15 protein-coding genes and 1 other RNA gene are annotated in these 18,098 nt (G+C 38.2%); 2 read left to right on the top strand and 14 right to left on the bottom strand.

Features of this window, described 5'->3' with window-relative positions; genetic code table 11:
- Positions 1–2 precede the first annotated feature (2 nt).
- The 13 genes from QNH24_RS09115 to QNH24_RS09055 form a co-directional block, all read right to left on the bottom strand.
- Complete coding sequence (locus QNH24_RS09115; protein WP_283871722.1) at positions 3–1,373, bottom strand: ethanolamine ammonia-lyase subunit EutB; 1,371 nt, start codon at positions 1,371–1,373, stop codon at positions 3–5.
- A gap of 5 nt (positions 1,374–1,378) precedes the next feature.
- On the bottom strand, positions 1,379–2,803 hold the full coding sequence (locus QNH24_RS09110) for an ethanolamine ammonia-lyase reactivating factor EutA (RefSeq protein WP_283871721.1): 1,425 nt from the start codon (positions 2,801–2,803) through the stop codon (positions 1,379–1,381).
- 20 nt (positions 2,804–2,823) lie between these two features.
- Entirely contained in the window at positions 2,824–3,321 is a 498-nt protein-coding gene (locus QNH24_RS09105; RefSeq protein ID WP_283871720.1) for a EutP/PduV family microcompartment system protein, read from the bottom strand.
- 12 nt (positions 3,322–3,333) lie between these two features.
- Positions 3,334–3,675, bottom strand: a complete 342-nt coding sequence (eutS, locus tag QNH24_RS09100; RefSeq protein ID WP_283871719.1) for an ethanolamine utilization microcompartment protein EutS — start codon at positions 3,673–3,675, stop codon at positions 3,334–3,336.
- Positions 3,676–3,701: 26 nt separating this feature from the next.
- On the bottom strand, positions 3,702–4,946 hold the full coding sequence (gene eutH, locus QNH24_RS09095) for an ethanolamine utilization protein EutH (protein ID WP_283871718.1): 1,245 nt from the start codon (positions 4,944–4,946) through the stop codon (positions 3,702–3,704).
- 83 nt (positions 4,947–5,029) lie between these two features.
- Entirely contained in the window at positions 5,030–5,608 is a 579-nt protein-coding gene (locus QNH24_RS09090; protein ID WP_283871717.1) for an ANTAR domain-containing response regulator, read from the bottom strand.
- Positions 5,601–7,043, bottom strand: a complete 1,443-nt coding sequence (locus tag QNH24_RS09085; RefSeq protein WP_283871716.1) for a sensor histidine kinase — start codon at positions 7,041–7,043, stop codon at positions 5,601–5,603. Before QNH24_RS09085 ends, QNH24_RS09090 begins: the two co-directional genes overlap by 8 nt.
- A 245-nt stretch (positions 7,044–7,288) precedes the next feature.
- Positions 7,289–9,196 carry an ATP-dependent DNA helicase gene (locus QNH24_RS09080; protein WP_283871715.1) on the bottom strand — a complete coding sequence of 636 codons (1,908 nt, stop codon included), beginning with the start codon at positions 9,194–9,196 and terminating at the stop codon, positions 7,289–7,291.
- An 86-nt stretch (positions 9,197–9,282) separates the two neighbouring features.
- A complete protein-coding gene (locus QNH24_RS09075; RefSeq protein ID WP_283871714.1) occupies positions 9,283–10,419 on the bottom strand; it encodes a THUMP domain-containing class I SAM-dependent RNA methyltransferase in 1,137 nt (378 codons plus the stop codon).
- Between the two features lie 3 nt (positions 10,420–10,422).
- On the bottom strand, positions 10,423–12,168 hold the full coding sequence (locus QNH24_RS09070) for a sensor domain-containing protein (protein ID WP_283871713.1): 1,746 nt from the start codon (positions 12,166–12,168) through the stop codon (positions 10,423–10,425).
- Positions 12,169–12,779: 611 nt separating this feature from the next.
- An RNA gene (gene rnpB / locus QNH24_RS09065) (RNase P RNA component class B) lies at positions 12,780–13,160 on the bottom strand.
- A gap of 60 nt (positions 13,161–13,220) precedes the next feature.
- On the bottom strand, positions 13,221–13,514 hold the full coding sequence (gpsB, locus tag QNH24_RS09060) for a cell division regulator GpsB (RefSeq protein ID WP_054770397.1): 294 nt from the start codon (positions 13,512–13,514) through the stop codon (positions 13,221–13,223).
- Between the two features lie 121 nt (positions 13,515–13,635).
- The gene (locus tag QNH24_RS09055) at positions 13,636–14,886 is read right to left on the bottom strand and encodes a ribonuclease H-like domain-containing protein (protein ID WP_283871712.1); all 1,251 of its coding nucleotides are present in this window, start codon (positions 14,884–14,886) and stop codon (positions 13,636–13,638) included.
- A gap of 263 nt (positions 14,887–15,149) precedes the next feature.
- Between QNH24_RS09055 and QNH24_RS09050 the strand changes: the two genes are divergently transcribed.
- Positions 15,150–15,374 (top strand): hypothetical protein, encoded by a 225-nt coding sequence (locus QNH24_RS09050; protein WP_283871711.1) that lies wholly within the window; start codon positions 15,150–15,152, stop codon positions 15,372–15,374.
- 16 nt (positions 15,375–15,390) lie between these two features.
- Positions 15,391–16,821: a MocR-like pyridoxine biosynthesis transcription factor PdxR gene (gene pdxR / locus QNH24_RS09045; protein WP_283871710.1), complete on the top strand. Its 1,431-nt coding sequence runs from the start codon at positions 15,391–15,393 to the stop codon at positions 16,819–16,821.
- 54 nt (positions 16,822–16,875) lie between these two features.
- Here the strand turns inward: pdxR and QNH24_RS09040 are convergent, their stop codons facing one another.
- The gene (locus QNH24_RS09040; RefSeq protein ID WP_283871709.1) at positions 16,876–18,096 is read right to left on the bottom strand and encodes a benzoate/H(+) symporter BenE family transporter; all 1,221 of its coding nucleotides are present in this window, start codon (positions 18,094–18,096) and stop codon (positions 16,876–16,878) included.
- Between the last annotated feature and the right edge of the window lie 2 nt (positions 18,097–18,098).

The raw sequence follows: 18,098 nt of genomic DNA, 5'->3' as shown, positions 1-18,098 counted from the left end.
ACCTACCTTTCAAATAAAGATAAATCGCCAGCTCTTGCTGAAAGACGACCATTTTCATAAATGCCCATTTTCTCAAGCCATGCTAAAAATTCAGGCGCTGGTTTTTTACCAAATGTTTGAAGTAATGTAGCAACATCATGGAAGCTCATTGACTGATAGTTCAGCATGACATCATCGCCCATAGGTGCAGCAATAATGAAGTTGACACCAGCCGCTGTGAGTAAAACACTTAAATCCTCAATATCATTTTGATCTGCCTTAATATGGTTTGTGTAACAAATGTCAACACCCATTGGAATGCCATGCATCTTACCCATAAAGTGGTCTTCTAAACCAGCACGTATAACCTGTTTGTTATTGTATAAATACTCAGGTCCAATAAAGCCTACAACCGTATTAACGATATAAGGATTAAAATGTCTTGCAAATCCATAGTTACGTGATTCAAGGGTTACTTGGTCAATTCCCATATGTGCCTCTGCTGAAAGCTCAGATCCTTGTCCTGTTTCAAAGTAAAATAAATTCGGACCAGTACCAGTGCCCTGCTTCTTCACAAGCTCCTCTGCTTCCCTAATTAAGTCAGCAGAAATACCGAAGGAACGGTTAGCTATTTCTGTTCCAGCAATACTTTGGAAAATCATATCTGCTGGAGCGCCCTGCTTAATGGCCTTCATTTGTGTTGTGATATGTGCCAACACACAGTTTTGCGTAGGAATCGACCAATCATTGATAAATTCTTTTGTAGCAGTTAATACTTTTTTGACACTTTCAACAGAATCATCCACTGGATTTATGCCAATAACAGCATCCCCAATACCATAGGACAAACCTTCTTTTAGGGAGGCAATAATACCGTCTATATTGTCTGTTGGATGGTTGGGCTGTAATCGAGATGAAAGGGTGCCCTTTTGTCCGATGGTAATATTACAAGTTGACAGTATTTCTACTTTATTGGCTGCATGGACCAGGTCTAGATTGGACATAAGCTTAGTAACAGCAGCAATAATTTCAGAATTCATGCCTTTGCTTAAACGCTTTAATTCACGATCACCTGTATCATTCGATAAAATATATTCGCGAAGCTGCTCGATACTCCAGTTTTTGATTTCTCCGTATATTTGCTCATTTATGTCGCCCTCAATAATGCGTGAAACCTCATCATTTTCTTGCGGCACTAATGGATTTTCTCGGATATCCTTTACTAAAAGCTCACTTAGCACCGCCTTTGCTGCGATACGTTGTTGAACGGTTTCAGCTGCAATACCAGCCAGCTGATCGCCTGATTTTTCTTCATTGGCCTTAGCCATGACATCTTTTAATGATTTAAAATTATATTTTTCTCCACCAAATATCACTGATAGATTCACATTCATCCTCCTTACTTTGAGTGGAAGGCAAGAGTTTTCACAACAACAGGAACAACGCCAGATGGCAGAACCTCTCCTATGTCGATGTAATCACCTGTCTCCACTTTGATTTGATCGATGCAAATAATTGGAACCGTTGAATTAATTGCCTGAATGGTTTGTCCAATAATCTTTGCATAATCTGATTGAATGACTATGATAATTGGTATTTCCTTGGAGCATCTTGTTGCCAAGTGCTGTAAAATGGCCTCGCCTAATGCATGTACATCATGAAAGCTTAAATACGGTAATTCGCTAAAATAGAGGGCAAATGGTGAACGATTGCCCTGTGTGGAAAATAAGGCATCTGCTCTCTCCACTGCCATCTTCACCGTCTCATCAAATGCTTTTGTAGCTGTATTCATATGGCAATTGAACACTGGCACATTTTTCAGTGGTAGTACATCTTCATCCACCTGAATGGTTGCCCCGCTTATTTCTGTTGTTTGCATACCTGCACCCGTTACCGTAGCTCGAGCAGTTTCTTCAGGCTGTAGCCATAAAAATGATTGTAGCTGCTCGTGCTGTACTAACATTTTCGCTAAACTTTCGCCGATATCATCATACTGACGCTGTGTACAATCATTTTCATAGATACAGGAAGCTACACCACCAGAAAAGACAATAGCGTCAACTGGCTTAACCCAGTTAGGTAAATGGCCTAACAGTAATGGATGGTGCTCATCTGTTAATTGACCATTTAGCGTTTTTACTAATGTGCTTACCAATTCTTGAATAAGCTGTGCCACACGAGCATCGCTAGCTGAATCACCAAGCTGTAAAGGGTGTGACCACTTTCCCATTAGCTTCTTAATCGGTGGTGAAATCGATTGAATTCTCCCATTATGAAATTCTATGAGTCTACCACCAACATGAAGTGTGCATGTACCAATAACCTCACCAAACTGCATAACTGCAATATTCGCGGTACCGCCACCGATATCAATATTCGCAATAACTTTCGCAGTATTTTTTGATTGTTGCACTGTACCTGCACCTTTAGCAGCAATAATTCCTTCCAAATCAGGACCGGCAGTTGCCACTAAAAAATGACCAGCTGAGTCCGAAATTGCGTGAATAACCTCACTGGCATTTTCCTTCGTAGCAGATTCACCTGTAATAATAATGGCTCCTGTAGAGATTTCTGCTGGTGAGATTTGAGCAAGTTGATATTGCTGAAATATAAATTGTTCGATCTTTGCCATATCAATAATTTCGTGATTGATAAATGGCGTTTTAATAATAGGACTTTGATGTAACACCTTTTTTTCAATTATTTCGATCCGTGGCACATGCGTTATCCCTGCAACATTTTTCAACAGAAAACTACTAACAACCATTTTTGTTGTACTAGTTCCAATATCAATACCTGCACTATAAATTTTTTCTGTCTTCAACTTACTCCTCCCTCTCGCCGCTAAGAGCTATATATGAGATAAGGACTATCACGATCCTTGACAAATTGGCGAATTTCTTCGTTAGTATTGAGCTGAATTAATGGTGCAATCAACTCAATACCAAGATTTTGCCATGAAGAAGTTTTGACAATAGGACCATGTGTCATGACATTTTGTAATAATGCTGTTGCTCTATCAACATCTGCAAGAGGCGCATCGATTTTTGTAATCACGCCAATTTGAATCTTTGGAATGCCTAAACTAAATTGTGGGGGAAAAACACTTCTCGATGACGTGGCATCCTGCAAATAAATCACATGTGTTACTTCAAGTGATGTCGCCATAATATTTCTGTAATACATTGGATTTTCAATATATTCTCCGGGCGTATCTACAATCCAGTCATTAAAAACGAGAGCTTGCGTTTTTTCGGCTTGTCTATCTTTCCCTAATAATGCATTCATTAGCGTTGACTTACCTGCTTGCACACCGCCTATTATCATTACTCGATTTTTCATACGGAGCACATCCTATGACTTCGTTATTTTTGATGGTGTATAGCCTAGCTTTTCTGATAAAAAACGGTTAATTTCTAACATCGCCATTTCCACCTCAGAGACACTACCAACAATCACTAGACTGCCTGTAAAGCGATCTAAAAATCCTAGTTTTACATTGGCTGACTTTGTGGCTAAATCACCAGCAATAATCACTGTTTCACTAGGTGTACATGTCATAATGCCAAGCGCACCTGCTTCTTGAATACCAAGCTTTTGAAACATATCAGGATCTGGATTTGCGATTAGATGACTTAATGTTAGTTGCTTACCGGGCACAAACTCCTGTATAAACCGCTTTTTTTCTTCACTCACACGTCATCACCTCTTTCTTCAAATTATTAAGACTTATTGTCTGTTAGGTATTCTCCTTCTTTGATAATGCCTGCCTTGCGATCTTCCTGTTCCAATCTTAAAGCTGTTGGTACAGACAATTTATAGGCTAGAATAATCGCAATCACACCAGCTAAAAACTTCCCAGCGATAACAGGTAAAATAATGGTTGGCTGAAAGTTAGCCGTAAACGATAAATGATCTCCAAGTAAAAATGCCGAACACACCCCAAAGGCAATATTAATGACTTTATCTTTTGGTGGCATATGACGAATCAGTGTAAACATTGCTAAGATATTAGCAATTGTTGCCAAAATACCGGCACTTCCTACTGATGATAAGCCTAATTTTTTCCCTGCTGCTTCTAAAGGTTTAGAGGCATATTTTCTTATTAAGTACACCATCGGGAATGCACCCGCTAGCATAATACCGATGTACCCAGCTGTTTCTAACGCTCGGAATTGATCGATCTCATCTGCCATAATCGGATCAAAGCCCCATGCTCCAAAAACCTTCGTAAAGATTCCTGTGAAAATTTCTACAATAGAGAACACCAGTACAAGCTTGATACCAGCATCCATAACGCGCCCAAAAATCATGAAGCCCTTAATCATGCCATTTGGAATTAACTTTAGTCCTAACGCAATTAAGATAACGAAAATAAATAAAGGCAATAAGTTGATTAAAATTTGTAACACAGAAATAGCAAATACATATGTTGGTGCCTCAGTTGTACTAATTACTTCACGAACCTCTGTATTGAATAGCACAATCATGATAGATGAAATAAATGCTCCAATTGGAATTGTTAAAACGCCGGCCATAATACCTAATGCCATATATTTATGATCACGTTTATCTAACATCGCAAGACCCATCGGAATTGAGAATACAATGGTTGCCCCTGACATAAACCCAACAACTAGAGCCATTACCCATCCCTCATATGACTCTTTTAAAGCATTTGCTAATTGATAGCCTCCCATGTCCGAAGCTAAAATAGTTGTCGCTGCAATGGCAGGATCTGCACCAATTAACTCAAAAATTGGACTAATAAAATGACTAATAAACCATGTTAAGTAAGGTATAGCAGCCATGATCCCTGCTGCTGGGACGAAAATATGACCAACTGTATGGATACCATTCATAAATTCCTTACCAATCCCATACTCAGCATCTCGAATCGCTCCGATTGCCCCTAAAACAGCACAAATCATAATAATATAAACGATGATCGTTCCTATCATTGCCATCCTACTCATCACCCCTTTGTTTTTGATAAATCTATATAAAAAAAGACGCATTAAAGAAGAAATCTCTTTAAAGCGTCTTTGCTTCAACTATTTACTTGTAAGGTATTAATAATTCGTTTCGCGATCGTCACCATTTCCTGTTGAGTCTGCATGCTTTCATTTCGAATTTTTTTATACGCCTCGTCCTCGCTAAGATTTTCTGACTGCATCAGTAAACCTTTTGCACGTTCGATAATTTTGCGTTTTTCTAATTCTGTTTGTTTATGCAGTAATTCTCCGTTTAAACGGTTGAATTTATCAATTTGATGAAATGCTACTTCCAACGCTGGAAGGACATTTTTCTCAGAAAACGGTTTCATAACATATCCTAAAATATTATCTTGCTTCATGTATAGAAGCAATTCTTTTTCACTATACGCTGATATAAATAGCACTGGAATTCCCAATTGCTGTTCAATAATTTTGCTAGCCTTTAATCCGTCTAGCTTGGGCATTTTAATATCCATTAGGATTAACTGAGGCTTATGTGCAAAAGCCAGCTCAATTGCCGATTCTCCATTGTTTGCTTGTGCCACTACCTCGTAGCCATTATCTTCAAGCATAAATTTTAAATCAATAGCAATTAGTGACTCATCTTCAACAATCATTACTTTCCTAGTCATTTAGGATAAATACCTCCTCACTTACAGGAAACTGAATTTGAGTATGTGTACCTTCTTCACTAGGGATAATTGTAAATGTGCCAGCTAAATCATATTCAACAAGTCTTGTTATTATCTCCATACCAAACGATGCCTTCACCTCTTGCATCCCAACGCCGTTGTCAGAAATATGAAGTGAAATGACGGAAGCATCCTGTAAAAATTGAATGTCGATTGTACCTTCCTCACGACCAACAAAAGCATATTTCAATGCATTTTGTAGTAGCTCACAAATGATTAACGCGAGAGATACAGCCTTCTTCGAATGACAGAATAACTGAATGTCTTCGTGATGAAAGACTAATTGAATGGATGGTGTATTGGATGTTCCCACCATCTTATGTCCAATTTTCTTAGATAACGCGATAACGTCTACTTTCTCTTCCGCATTATCCTCATTCTCTAAAATTAGTTCATAGACCGATGAAATACTATATATTCGATTTAATGCCTCTTGAAAAGCACTTGCATTGGAAGCTGACAAGTCATTTCGCATTTGCAAACGCAATAGGCTTGTAACTGTTTGTAAATTATTCTTTACACGATGATGAATTTCTCGGATAGCAAATGTTTTCATCATCAGTTCATTTTCTTTCAGCTTTAGCTCTGTTAGATCATGAATAATGAGAAGTGTTACTTTATCATTTTGACTGCGAATAGGAATTTTTTTCACAATGAAGGATTTACGATCAATCGTAATTTCTAAGAAAAAAACATCATCGCCTTTATCATAAACCTCTTGTAAAAATGGCAAAATCTTATTCAATGCAACATTGTCAAAACGTTCCAACCCCGAAAGCTCTGAAATAAATCGATAGCCTGCAGGATTACTATAAATTACTTTGTTCTCATGATTAGTAAGAATAATAGATTCTACTAACAAATCAGAAACGACTGGTATTGGTTGAGTATTTGGTTCTACAATATGCTCAATTAAAGCAAAGGGCATATTTTGAAAATCATCTTTCGGTGTTGTTTTCATTTCCACCTTTTTTTCCTGAATTAACACGGCAATAACCTGTTGCTCGTTATTAAAGAGAGGGACAACATTTTGTTCAACAGTTATACCTTCTTGTGTGATGGCTCTAGAAATGGATGATTTTTCTTTATTTTTAAAAGCAGCAAATACTGCTGGCTCAAAACTCTCAAAAACAAATTTTCCAATAACAGACTTTTCGTATAAATGTCTTTCTTTTTTGGGGAATGCTTCTGCCACGACAATTGCATGTGGTAGGTTTTCCAACATACAATCTATAAACATATAGCAATCTGTCAATTCTGCATAATAGGATAGTGTAGTTTCTATTTCTAATAGCTTGTCTATATCTGTTGAAGATAAGTTTGTATATTGACTACACAATGTTCGAATGTTCGACAGGTTCAACACCCCTATCATAGAATAATCAAACTTGAAAATGACTATTCATAAAATTTCTTGTCATCATTATAAACCTTTTGCAAAATTATTTTCAACAAAAAAAATAATTTATTTTAATAATTTTCGTTGCATTACAAAGAACTATATAGCTTAAAAGAGAAATATTCAACACTTTTTTCATTTCCATCTACATACCATGTCATTTTTACTATTTTAATATAACAAAAAGCAGGCTTGCAAACTTAAGCAAACCTGCTTTTTTCTTACTTTATTTCTGGTGTAACAGCTAAAATATTTTCAAACGTTTTACGCTGTGAAACCTCTTGTTCATTTAATAAAATATGAATATCCCCATGATCGTTTGAAGTACGAATTAAGCGCCCCATTCCTTGCTGTAAACGCAATTGCATAAATGGTAATTCTACCTCTTCATACGGATTTTCTGCAAACGTACGTTTTGCGTCAAATAATGGATCATGTGGTGGGAAAGGCAAGTCATAAATAATGACACGTGTTAATGCCTCCTCTGGTAAGTCAAGACCCTCCCATAAATGATAGGAGCATAATATTTTGACGGTACCATCCTGGAAATCACGAACAATGGCGGAAAGCTCACGATCTCCTTCAAAAGCCATATACATCCGTTCCATAAGTGGTAATTCAGCTTTAAAATCTACCATAGCTTGTTTGGATTTAAATAATATTAACGTTTTTTCTCCATCACGTAAAAGCTGTTGAACACGCGATGTCTTCTCCTTTTGAGAAAGCTCATGTAAATAAATTCGCATGACTTCTTCATAGTCAAAAGGCGATGGAACAGAAAATGATTGATAGTCCCGAATTCCTAAGCTATAGGAAATATATGAAAAATCCTTATTAACAGACAATGTCGCTGATGAAAAGACAATTGGAAGTTTTTTAGAGAATAATTTTTCTGCTAAAACTTCTGTAATAAGTCGTGGCATGATAACGAGTGTTTCTTCCCCGTCTGTTTCCTCTAACCAATCAACAGCATCACCCTGCGCAATAAAAATACGTAAGGATGCTTGGTATTGTTCTAAATATTCCTCAGCCATATTCAATTCGTATTCTGGAATCATATACATCTCTGATTCAAAAACAAATTCTTCGAGTAATGTTTCTACATCGTCAACTAATTGTTTTCCATACTTTAATAGTGTTGGCGATTTATTGATACGTTTACGCTCCTCTTTAGAAGCAACTAAATCATCACGAAGCTGATCGAAAAATAACTCATGATCATCTTGTAGTTTTTCCATCGCATACAGTGTCCGCTCTCGCACACCATCTACCATTAAACGTTCTAGAAGTTTAACTATTGTTGTCGCCTGCACTTTATACGTCATTGCTTTTTGAGCAGCATATTCTAATAGATGCCCCTCGTCTAGCACAATCATAGATACTTCTGGTAATAGCGCCAATTGCCCTTCACGCTCACGGGATTCCTTTGTAGCCAAATGCTCCATCAAGAAATCTTGTGAACATATAATAAGATCCGTGGATTTACGATAATGTGCACGATGTAGTGTTTGACCACATCGATTTCGTTGATCACATACAGAGCACTGCATAATGGCATTATAGTTCACCTTTTGCCAATCCTCATCACTGACTGTTGGATAATCACTACGCTCTCCATAGGGCTGAATGGCAATCATCGATCCTTGAGCATATACACCATCAGGTATAGAAAATGCAATATCATCAATCCATTCATCAGTCTCTACTTTTTCTGCCTCTTCAAAGCGCTTTAGGCATAAATATTGATCTCTTGATTTTGCTAAGCGCACATCAATGTCAAGCCCTAACGTTTTCTGTAATTTATAAATATCTCCGCCCTCTTTTACTAGCTGGTCGATTAAAGTTTCATCCGCACAGGCAATAAGGGCTGGTTTACCAGTATAACGTGCATAGGATACAGCTGGTAGAAGATAAGCAATCGTTTTCCCAGTTCCTACACCCGCCTCAGCAAAAAGCACATTTTTTTCTTTTAAAGCCTGCTCTATTTGATAGGCCATAAAAATTTGCTCATCACGGCATTCAAAGCCTTTTTCAGGTAATTCATCATAAAGGACGTCGCCCATCCAGTCACCTAATGACTCAAAAAACGAACGATCCTTTGTTAATGCAAAAGGTAAAGATTTACGCAATTGACGTTCCCCCTCTAACTATCTGGTCCTATTATACGCGACGAAACGGAAGATAAGAAAAAAATCTTATCTTCCGTTATCATTGTTTAATCTCTTTTAGACTTTTGTCCCCAGAATTGATAATAATTCGTTTCAATGAAACCATTGAATAATTTACGTTTCTTCGTCGCTTGACGACCATACAATTCCTCAAAGTTTTTCATGGAGGACAACATATACACAGACCAGGTTGGATAGCTCTTCATGATTGTTCCCAAGTCACGAATCACCTGCTCTACAACTTCAACATCACCAATACGTTCACCATATGGCGGATTGCCAATCATAACGCCGTCTGTAAGCTGTGTCGTAAAATCACGTGCTTGCATTTGCTTAAACGTAATTATTTCACCAAAGCCAGCCTCAAGTGCATTTTCTTGCGCAATACTCACCATACGATGGTCAATATCGGACCCAAAAATTTCCAAAGGTTGCTCATAATTCGCTAAGCTGTCTGCCTCGTCCCGTACTTCGTCCCAGATTTTCGCCTTCATCCATGGCCAAGCCTCTGAAATAAATTCACGGTTATAGCCGGGTGCAATATTTTGCCCAAGCATAGCAGCCTCAAGAGCAATCGTGCCCGAACCACAAAATGGGTCTACGAACGGTCGATTCGGATTCCATTTTGAAATTTGCACAAGAGCAGCCGCTAATGTTTCTTTTAATGGCGCCTCACCTTGTGCTTGACGATAGCCACGCTTATGTAGCCCAGCACCGGATGTGTCAATAGTAAGTGTAGCCATATCTTTTAAGATTGAAACTTCAATTTTATAGGTAGCACCGGATTCGTCCAAAAACCCTAAACGCTTATAGTGCTGCTTCATACGCTCTACAATTGCTTTTTTTGTAATTGCCTGGCAATCCGGTACACTGAATAATTTTGATTTGACAGACTTGCCCGATACTGGAAAAGCTGCATCTACTGGCAGGTATTTTTCCCACGGTAAAGCCTTGACACTTTCAAACAATTGCTCAAAAGATGTTGCAGGAAATTGACCCACAACAATTTTTACACGATCTGCCACACGTAGCCATAAGTTTGTTCGTGCAATGGCTGTTTCATCACCTTCAAAATAGACTTTTCCATTATCTACTGTTGTTTCATAGCCAAGTGCCTTGACCTCTTGTGCAACAATCGCCTCTAAGCCCATCGCAGCTGTTGCTACTAATTTATAATTTGCCATATGCTAATTCCTTCCTTGATGCTCAATTTCCCAATACTCCATAAATTCAATTAGCTCATTTAATGGTAATGGTTTGCTGTAATAATAGCCTTGAATAATATCACAGTTCATTTTACGTAGTATATCCACTTGTTGTGCCTGTTCTACACCCTCAGCAACCACTTTCATTTTTAGGCGGTGGGACATTTGGATAATCGCATCCACTACAGCCTGTTTTTCATCGAGCGAGGCAATATGTTGAATAAAGCTGCGATCAATTTTTAAACAATCAAGCGGGAATCGCACTAAATAGCTCAGAGATGAATAGCCCGTTCCAAAATCGTCAATTGAAATTTTAAAGCCCATTTTTTTAAGTCGCACTAGCTTGCTAATTGTTTCGTTCGCACTATTCATAACCGTGCGTTCTGTTACTTCTATCTCAAAATTGTTTGCAGACATATTGTAACGCTCTAATATCGCTTGAATCGACTCCAAAAAGTTTTGTTGTTTAAAGTGAATGCTTGATATATTGATGGCAATAGGTAACTTGCGTCCATGCTGTTGCATCTCAATTACTGCCTCACAAGCTTTTTCTATAATGACTTCGCTTAATGGAATGATTAATCCCGTTTCCTCGGCATATGGAATAAATTCTGCTGGCGATACAAACCCTAGCTGTTCATTATTCCATCTTACTAGAGCCTCTATGCCCTGAATCTGTTCATTTTTAACAGATATTTTCGGTTGAAAATGAAGGTCAAATTCACGATTTTTAATAGCTTTTCGTAGTTCTGAATCCAATAATAACACGCGCTGTGAATCAGTTTGTAATTCTTTAAAATAAAACGAATAGCCGTTAAGACCATTCTTTTTTGAATAGGTCATTGCTTTATCTGCACAATGAATTAATTGCTCTGTAGTTTCGCCATCTACTGGATACATACTTACACCGACACTTGTAGAGATAAAAACATTCTGCCCATTTATATCCAAAGGCTTTTCAATTATACCAATAATTTGCTCAGCAAATTTTGCTGCTTCTTTAACATTTTTTACATTGGTTAACGTAATAATAAACTCATCGCCACCGTACCTTGCAATGATATCTTTATTTTTCAACAATGTTTTGATACGCTTTGCCACTTCTACTAAAATCGTATCGCCAACCGCATGGCCTAATGTATCATTTATTTGCTTAAATCTGTCTAAGTCTAAAAAATAGACAGCATGTTGAACTGAATGGGAGATAGTAGAAGTAGATTCTAGAAGACCATCCATTCTTTCAATATAAGCAAATCGATTGGATACTTCAGTTAATGAGTCCGTTAACAAACGTTTCTCTAGCTCATTCTCAACTATTTTTCTTTCAGATAAATCCGTGAAAATACCACAGTAATTTGTAACTTCACCCTTATCATTGGTTACACCAATAATTGTTAACCATTCTGGATAAACGTCTCCCGTTTTCCGACGATTCCATATTTCTCCCTGCCAAATGCCATCTTGTCGTATTTTTTGCCACATCTCTAGATAAAAATTTAATTCGTGTACACCTGACTGTAGCACAGCAGGCGTTTTTCCAATAACTTCTTCACGCTTATAGCCTGTTACAAATTCAAATGCAGGATTCACCATTTCAATTTTTTTATCTTTATCCGTAATCATTATGCCTTCAGAGACATTTTCGAAGATTTTTGTAATTAAGGCAGTGGGGTATTTGGAAATCGAATTAAGTTTCCCCTGACTATTCCAATCGTTCGCTCCGTTCATGTTTCCGCTCCATTCTCTCTCTCTAAACTACCCTCATTTATAGAATAGCGCCTATGCGCAGCCTACTAGTTTGTAGACAAATATGTACATCGTTGCGATAACAGTTTCAGATGTTTTGCTTAGATGCGTAGAGACAGAGGCATAACAAACAGTATGTTGCCTTATTCTTAAACGTTTATCGCGCATGTCTAGCCATGATTAACAAGTACCATGTTCTTAATCCATTACGCCCCAGCCTAATTGCGTCTGGATTTTTTCAAGCTCCCTCAAAAGCTCCTCTTCAAAATCCGTGACATCCGTCAGGGACTTTGGGCCAACGTGATGTTGGTCACTCCGTCGTGTGTTGTTGTTGTTGCTGCTGACGCTGCGCTTTCGCACAGATAAACCCGTGTTGCTGTCGCTGCGCTTTCGCACAGGAAAAATCTGTTGCTGTCGCTGCGCTTTAGCACAGATAAAACCGTGTTGCTGCCGCTTTGCTTTCGCACAGTAAAGAATTGTTGCTGTCGCTGCGCTTTCGCACAATAAAGATCTGCTGAATCAAGATAAACTCAAAAGAAAAGCTCTCCACCAAATTGGAGAGCGCTTGTTATTTCGTAGTTAAGCATCATAAATTCCATAAGCCATGTTTTGTTCCCGAGTACTCAAACAGTTTGCACCTCGTACGACCGGGTAGTAATCATCTATCTACAGAGATAACTCTGTCCCTCTATCCGTTCAATTCCTTCTAGAGAGTGCCCCTACCATAATTTGGGTTTCTCACTCGTGGGGTTTACCTCGTTCCACCTTGCAAGTTTCCAAGCAAGCTTCGTCACTGTGGCACTTTCAGGAAGTTTCAACCATATCAGAAGACTTAGGTTTTCCTTCCGCCGTCAGCCTATAACAGCTGCCTTACCTTATTTTTTCAGTAAGCACGAACACTACGGTCGTCTCAGAGCCGTGTGAGCATGGACTTTCCTCTACGACGTCTAGCGCCGCAGCGATTACTCGAATTTCATGATGATACGAAACATTATACTAGAGTTTTATAATAAATACAATGTAAATGACAAAAATTATTCGTATAACTTACTGCCAAATACATGTTTTTCCAAATTCGAAAGACGTTTTAAAATATCAAAGTTTGTCGTACCAGCTGTCGATGCAACTGGTTGTCTTTTAGGAGTACTATCAATTTCTTCTCTAAGCTGTCTGTTCTCTTCACGTAGTTGGGCCACCACTTTTTCAAAAGTTTCATAATCTTGAATAATTTCATCAAGAAATGAATCGACTTCTTCTACATTGTAGCCTTTAAAATTTTTCTTAAATTCCTTTTCAAGGATCATTTTTGACGTTAATTTAATGTCCATTCACATCGCCCTTCCTCACACTACATACACGAAATCATTATAGCATACTTCACCACATTATATCGCCTGAAAACACCAATTGTAAGGCTAAACTTGTCGTTTCTTGCGCTTACCCGGGAAATTATTTCTTATTTCCTAATCGATATAATCTCTTTTCCCAAGAAATTTCCCATTTCTGTTTTTGTTCTACTCTCCATTTCTCATCCCTTTTTATTAATTGTATACCTTCCTGCGTATAATAAAGGGCCTGTGCGTAATCTTTTATCTGATGCTCATAGATTATGGCTAGCTGTTCTAAGGCATGCAACTTTTTTCGTGAATCAATGAAATGAAGAGAAGCAACAAAGGCATCAATAGCTTCATTAAACTTTTTATTTCTTTTGTGTTGTAAGGCCAAATAATATTGAGCATGTCCTGCTTCAAGTGCATCAAATTGCGAAGTTACCTTTTCCAGTATCCTCACACTTTGAGTGCTCTCCTTTAAATCTGCATACCATTTCCCAATATTGGTGAAGGTATTGGCAGATTCATCATTCGACTCCTCAAACAACAAGTTTGTGGAGTGAGAATAGAGTGTAATTAGTGAAAGTAAATCCCACTCATTATGAAGCAGTACTTTCATCAGTGCATCAGGCATACCACTTTTAATAGCATCTAAATAAATAATAGGTGCGAGATAGCCTGGAATATCCGCAATCCGTGAAAAGCCAAGCTTCTCCTCTTCCACCGATTTTAACTTCATCCGTTCCATATCATTTTTCCATAAACGCTTCGAACTATGCAACAAATCGATTTGTCGTTGTGAACGTAATTTAGGTAGTTCTTTTTGGTGGAGCGTCCAACGCGTTTCAAGCTGTGGCCAGTCAAAGCTTTTACCATTGTAGGTAATGACCGTTGCTGTTTTTTTCCAAAGTTTTGATTCAAAAAGTAATGCTGCTTCGTGTGCTGGATCTGCAAGTAGGTATTGCGTTAAAATAAAGCTTTCATCTGACACCTCTAAAAAACCGAGAAGAAAAATTTGTGTACCTACTCCCTTTAAGCCTGTCGTTTCCGTATCGAAAAATAATACCTGTTCATTGCTATCAAGTGCATAGGGATGTTCAAATTTTGCCTCTTGCCATTTGGCTAGTGCCTCGAAAAATGACTGCAACTTATAATTCCCATGTTGATAATGAAACGGATAATACACCTGCCGTTTAAAAACAATACCAAAATCATTTTCTACAACTGTCAACCCAGCCCTTTTCCATCGCTCTGTATAGCTAGGGGTCTCAGGCTTTTGATATGTGGCAGGCTTCTCTTGTTTGACTGGTGTCGTAGTTTTTTTACCAAGCATTTTTTTCATTTGTAGGATTTTGTTTTCGTATGACATATATTTCACTCATTTTCTGCCTGTAAATTGTAATATCAATCTAAGCAACATTTTATTTTTTAGCCTTTGATCAGCAATTATCGTGATTAGATTACCATATATTCCTAAAATAATGATTAAATTGTTGTATTTTATAGTAACACACAATTTCAAAGGACTCTAGTTATGGATGTATGATTAGGCCCAAGATTTGTTTATCTAATAATAAAACATATAAATAGGAAAAAGTTTATTTTTGGTTCATTGCAAAAAAACAGCTTTTTATGATAGCATTCAAATTATGGCATGTATTTTATATAACTTTATCATACAATTCAACAGTCCATATTAATAATATTTATCTTCATTCAGCAGATCTTTATTGTGCGAAAGCGCAGCGACAGCAACAATTCTTTACTGTAGCGAAAGCAAAGCGGCAACTACAAATGTTTTCTGTAGCGAAAGCAAAGCGACAGCAACAATTACGCCAAGGCAAAATTGATTTATAGATTGGAAGTGGATGAAATGTTAAAAGTTAATCGAGAGGATAAGAGTCCTATATGGCAGCAATTGCTTGACCAAGCCATTCATAATATTACAACAGGAAAATGGCCGCCTGGAGAGCTACTACCCCCAACTAGAGAGCTTGCCTTATTAGTTGGTGTTTCACGCTCAACCATCCAAATTGTATATGAGGAGTTATTCAGCCGCGGATACACGGTTACAAATTGGCGTGGTGGAACAAGGGTAAGTGAATGGGGCTATCAAGCTGGCACACAGGAAGAATCTATGCATCAAGGACCATCCACACCAGAAATACCTTACATAAGCACAGCTGTTAATCAATTGAACAATTGGTTTAGAGGTTCAGAACAGCAACATATTGAAATTGATTTTTGTCCCCATGAGCCATACTTGGACGAGCATTTTCGGAAAATTTGGAGGCAGTCTTTTTTACAGGCATCAGCGGTTGCAGAATTAGATACATGGGGATATGGCAATCCGTATGGCTATACACCACTACGTGAACAGATTCAACGATATTTGACATTTGAAAGAGGAGTTCATGTTGATATTGATCAAATTATCTTAACTTCAGGAGCACAGCATAGTATCGATTTAATTGCTCAGGCGCTTTTACATGAAGGCGAAACAGTTTCTGTTGAAGACCCTGGATTTCCCGCTGCATGGATGACAATGAAATATCGGCGTATGAACGTTGTCCCTGTTCCTGTTGACGAGTACGGCTTACAAGTTGAGCACATTCATCCACAATCAAAACTTACTTTTGTTACACCTTCCCATCAGTGTGCAGTCGGCGTTATTTTGTCAGAACCTCGCAGACAGCAATTGCTACAACTGGCTGCCCAAAAGCAATTTTGGATTGTAGAAGATGATTATGATGGTGAATTTAGGTATCGCGGTGGCCCACTTCCTACTTTATTTAGTCAGCAGCCCCAACATACATTGTATATGATGAGTTTTTCAAAAATGGTGGCTCCTGGTATACGAATTTCTGCAGTTGTTGGCCCCAAAAACGCTATTCGCCAGCTTGCACAGGTACAAGCTTTAACCTATCGCCATCTTCCAATTATGGAGCAACTAACGCTTTCCCATTTTATTGAACATGGTCATTTTATGCGTCATATGAGGAGAGCTAGAAATGTCTATCGCAGAAGACATGAGGCTATGACAAAGGCCATTATGGCAACAGGTCTCGGTAAACATTTTAAATTAAGCGGTATTGAAACCGGTCTTCATATGCTTCTCGAAGCCAAAGAATCATTTGAAGAAGAGGAACTGACAAATCTAGCGTTGACACAAGGAGTCCGTGTTTATCCACTTAGCAAATATTGTTTGGAAAGCAATCGTAAAGGATGGGTACTAGGATTTGCTAAAATAGACGAGGCAGCGATTGAAGAAGGGATTAGTCGATTGGCAAAGATCTTATTATAATTGAAGGCCACCATCTTACTTTATTTTAGATGGTGGCCTATATTAAGTCTCTTATTATTTAGTTTGTTGCACACTATTCGTATTTTGTTGTTTCTTTAGCAACTGACCATTTGTCAATAAATGAGCGCCTAACCCTGCTACAAGTCCCCAGAACGCACCTCCTACTCCAAGTAATGTAACATTTGCGGCTGTAGCCAAAAATGTAATTAGTGCTGTTTCACGTCCTTCGGGATTTATCAAGGCATTTGCAAGGCTACTCCCTATTGTACCGAGCAATGCTAAGCCCGCTAGTGTAGCAATAAATGTTGCAGGGAGAATTAAAAACAAAGCAGCCAAAGTGACGCCAAAAATACCAACAATTATATAAAAAATACCACAGATGATACCAGCAATATAACGTTTCCTTGAATCTTCGTGAGCGTCTTTTCCAGTACAAATTGCGGCGGTAATAGCTGCTATATTAAAGGCGTGAGAGCCAAATGGAGCTGTTAGGAGTGAGCCTAATCCTGTAATGATCAAAATTGGATTTGCGCTCGTTTTAAATCCGTCATTTCGCAGTACTAACATCCCTGGCATATATTGACCAGTCAAAGTAATAATAAAAAGTGGCAGCGCAACCCCTAATAAGGCATGAAGCGAAAACTCTGGTGCAACAAATACTGGTGATGCAAGGGCTAATTTGATATTGCCAAAGTCTGCCTGACCCATACTTATCAAATAAATTAATCCTGTAAGCAAAATGCCTACGATTGCATATCTAGATGTAAATCTTCTTAAAATGACATACGTAATAAATAGAATAATGACAAGCAAAGGATCAACTTTTGCTCCGCCAAATGCTGAAATACCAAACTGTAATAATATACCGGCAAGAAGTCCAGAAGCAATGCCTGGTGGAATAAGCCGGACAAAACGCTCGAACATTCCTGTTAATCCTAAAATAATAAATCCCATAGCAGAAATCATATAAGCCCCTATCGCTTCCGCATAGGGGGTAACTGCCAATGCTGAAACAAGAAATGCTACACCAGGTGTTGACCAAGCTGTAATAATTGGTTCGCGGTAGCGGTAACTTAACCATATGCCAGTTATTCCAACCCCGATAGAAATTGACCATATCCAAGATGCAGTCATTTCTGGACTAAGACCAGCAACCTTAGCAGCCTGAAAGACAAGAATAAAAGTACCCCCGTAGTTGACAATGACAGATATAAAAGCAGCTATGGTAGGTGATAGTAAATCATGAACACGCCATGAATTTTGTGTTTCGTTCAAGA

This window comes from Lysinibacillus pakistanensis, from assembly GCF_030123245.1.
Lineage (GTDB): Bacteria > Bacillota > Bacilli > Bacillales_A > Planococcaceae > Lysinibacillus > Lysinibacillus pakistanensis.
Note: the sequence above shows the minus strand (reverse complement) of the source record. Positions and strands in the feature narration are given on the sequence as shown.

Bases quoted from the DNA above. Each gene is read 5' to 3' on its own strand.
- QNH24_RS09115 (WP_283871722.1), bottom strand. From the start codon at position 1,373: ATGAATGTGAATCTATCAGTGATATTTGGTGGAGAAAAATATAATTTT.
- QNH24_RS09105 (WP_283871720.1), bottom strand. From the start codon at position 3,321: ATGAAAAATCGAGTAATGATAATAGGCGGTGTGCAAGCAGGTAAGTCA.
- eutH (WP_283871718.1), bottom strand. From the start codon at position 4,946: ATGGCAATGATAGGAACGATCATCGTTTATATTATTATGATTTGTGCT.
- QNH24_RS09090 (WP_283871717.1), bottom strand. From the start codon at position 5,608: ATGACTAGGAAAGTAATGATTGTTGAAGATGAGTCACTAATTGCTATT.
- QNH24_RS09085 (WP_283871716.1), bottom strand. From the start codon at position 7,043: ATGATAGGGGTGTTGAACCTGTCGAACATTCGAACATTGTGTAGTCAA.
- QNH24_RS09075 (WP_283871714.1), bottom strand. From the start codon at position 10,419: ATGGCAAATTATAAATTAGTAGCAACAGCTGCGATGGGCTTAGAGGCG.
- QNH24_RS09070 (WP_283871713.1), bottom strand. From the start codon at position 12,168: ATGAACGGAGCGAACGATTGGAATAGTCAGGGGAAACTTAATTCGATT.
- gpsB (WP_054770397.1), bottom strand. From the start codon at position 13,514: ATGGACATTAAATTAACGTCAAAAATGATCCTTGAAAAGGAATTTAAG.
- QNH24_RS09055 (WP_283871712.1), bottom strand. From the start codon at position 14,886: ATGTCATACGAAAACAAAATCCTACAAATGAAAAAAATGCTTGGTAAA.
- QNH24_RS09050 (WP_283871711.1), top strand. From the start codon at position 15,150: ATGATAGCATTCAAATTATGGCATGTATTTTATATAACTTTATCATAC.
- pdxR (WP_283871710.1), top strand. From the start codon at position 15,391: ATGTTAAAAGTTAATCGAGAGGATAAGAGTCCTATATGGCAGCAATTG.